Raw genomic sequence first — 2,347 nt, forward strand, 5'->3', positions numbered from 1 at the left:
CTGCGCTGGCATCGCGCTGGGCGAACTCGTGGGAGGCGGGTGGACGCGGGGCTGGGTGCTGTCGCGCTGGCCGGACGCGCCCGCCGCCGCGCTGGAGGGGCTGTCGGGCAACGTGGTGCGCATGGCGGGGACGGCCTCGGGGCTCGCGCTGCTGTGCGCGGTCCTGGCGTGGCGGCCAAAGCTGGGCACGGGGCTGGTGGTGCTCCAGGGCGGGGCGCTCTTCCTGGAGAACGGGCCGCTCTACCAGGTGTCCCCGGCGGAGATTCTTGAGACACCTCCTCCGTTCGTGGAGCGGATCCGCGCGTCCGTGCCCGCGGGGGAGCCCGTGCGGGTGCAGACGGTGGTGAAGGGCTATGGCGCGCCGCCGCTGCCCGGCTACGAGTTCAAGGACCGGCTGAGCCTGGCGCAGATGGTCGTGCTCGCGCCGGACACGCCGGTGTTCTGGGACATCGAGAGCGCGGGCGGCTACCTGCCCGGGGAGAGCGTGCGCGTGCGCCGGCTGCAGGGAAACCTGGGGCGCTGGTTCGGGGAGATTGCGCCCCGCCTGTCCACGCGCTTCACGCTGTCGCGCACGATGGAGCTGACGTCCGGGCTGCCCCCCGGGGCCCGCGTGGCGGCGCAGGATGCGCTCTTCGGGGTGACGCTGTTGGCGCATCCGGACTCGCCCGAGCGGATCCACCTCGCGCGGCCGGAGTGCGTGGCCTCGCCCGACGAGGCCCTGCGGCGGATGAAGGCGCCGGAGTTGCCGCCGCGCGACGTCGCCATCGTGGAGTGCGTGACGCCGCTGCCGCATGAGCCCGCGTCCGGCACGGGGACGGTGCGGGTGGCCCGCGAGTCCCCGGAGCGCTTCAGCGTGGACGTGGAGGCCGCGGCGCCCGCGGTGCTGGTGATCAACGACGCGTATCAGCCCGGCTGGTCCGCGACGCTGGATGGCGAGCCTGTTCCCATCCTCCCCGCCAACGTGGCGGTGCGCGCGGTGGCGGTGCCGGCGGGGCGTCACACGGTGAGCCTGCGCTACCGGACGCCGGGCCTCGTCGCGGGGCTGTGGGTGGGCGTGCTGACGCTGGGCGCGCTGGGCGCCGCGATGGCGGTGTCGCGGCGGCGCGGTTCGCGGGCGGTGCCCGGACGGTGAAAGCAGCACGGCCCGCCCCGGAGGTGCGCGGGAGCGGGCCGTTCGTGTCCGTGCGCTTGCGGGGACTCAGCTCATGCCGTGGGGACGGCGACCCTGGCACGGGACTCCCGCTGGGACGCGGCGAGGGCGGAGCGCTGCAACCACCCGGCGAGCCCCAGCATCGCGAGCCCTGACGTGCGCAGCGTGCGCAGCAGCTCCACGACGTCGTTGGGAGTGCCGGGCAGCACCATCGCGAGCCACTCGCGCGCGTCGTAGACGAGCCACACCGCGCCGGACACGCCCATGGCCCACCACACCCACGCGAGCCGTCCACCGCGCAGCATGTACGCGACGCGCAGGATGGGCGCGACGAGCAGGATGGTCGTCATGTCCGCCAGCGTGGAGGCGAGCGCGATGACCGCGGTGCACGTGGCCGCGAAGCCCCGGCCCAGGTGCCCCATCGCCGTGACGAGCGCCGGTCCGCCAACGGCGAGCGCGCACACCGCCGCGACCGCCCACAGCAACGTCGCGCGGGAGCTGGGCGGAGGCTCCAGCCCTGACTGCCGGTAGGTGCGCGCCAGCAGCACCAGCGCGAACGTGGTGCTCACGTTCGCGAGCACGACGACGACCATGCGCACGGGCAGCAGCGGTGAGTCGACGAACGGCACGCCCGGCACCGCGTGCAGCCAGTAGCTGCGCAGGGCGGTGCTGACGAGTGACAGGAGCGCGCCGAGCGTCAGCAGCCCCCACACGCGCCGCAGGTAGTCGCCCGGCGCGAACGCCAGCGTCGCCGCCAGCGTTCCCGCCACGGCGAGCAGGCCCACGGCCCAGCCCGCCACGTCTCCGGTCAGCGACAGCCGGTGCGCATCCTGGAGGGACGTGGCCACCGCGAGCAGGTGGAGCACCTGGAGCCCCGCGACGGCGCCCAGCCAGGGAGCCACCGACCCGGAGGCGCGGCCCGGGGAAGGGGAGGCGCTCATCGCAACTTCTCCATGGCCGTCGAGAACTCCGTGAGGATGACCTTCGTGTGCAGGGCTCCGATGAACGTGTTGAGCATGGGCTTGAGGCCCTCCAGCAGCTGCGGGAGGTCCTGCAGGCCTACCTGTTCAGGCGGGCGCTTCAGGGTCCGCAGCGAGGCGGTCTGGATGGCCATCTTCGCGGTGAAGCCGCCCAGCAGCGGCTCCAGGTGGCGGATCAACACGTCCTGCCAGCCGGAAGAGGGGGAGGGGGTGGTGG

At 74.1% G+C, this 2,347-nt stretch carries 3 protein-coding genes; 1 reads left to right on the top strand and 2 read right to left on the bottom strand.

Annotated features, from left to right (window positions below; genetic code table 11):
* Positions 1-1,132: YfhO family protein (locus tag D7X12_RS40895; RefSeq protein WP_147443985.1), on the top strand; the 1,132-nt coding region annotated here is incomplete at its 5' end.
* Between the two features lie 71 nt (positions 1,133-1,203).
* Here D7X12_RS40895 and D7X12_RS40900 read toward each other — a convergent pair.
* Together D7X12_RS40900 and D7X12_RS40905 are read right to left on the bottom strand one after the other, a co-directional pair.
* Positions 1,204-2,091 carry a hypothetical protein gene (locus D7X12_RS40900; protein WP_120630510.1) on the bottom strand — a complete coding sequence of 296 codons (888 nt, stop codon included), beginning with the start codon at positions 2,089-2,091 and terminating at the stop codon, positions 1,204-1,206.
* The coding region (locus D7X12_RS40905; protein WP_244225086.1) for a hypothetical protein at positions 2,088-2,347 on the bottom strand (260 nt) is incomplete at its 5' end. The genes D7X12_RS40905 and D7X12_RS40900, both read right to left, overlap by 4 nt.

Origin of the sequence: Corallococcus sicarius (assembly GCF_003611735.1) — a bacterium.
GTDB lineage: Bacteria > Myxococcota > Myxococcia > Myxococcales > Myxococcaceae > Corallococcus > Corallococcus sicarius.

What these genes read in the sequence shown, in the direction of transcription:
- D7X12_RS40900 (WP_120630510.1), bottom strand. Translation starts at nt 2,091, where the DNA reads ATGAGCGCCTCCCCTTCCCCGGGCCGCGCCTCCGGGTCGGTGGCTCCC.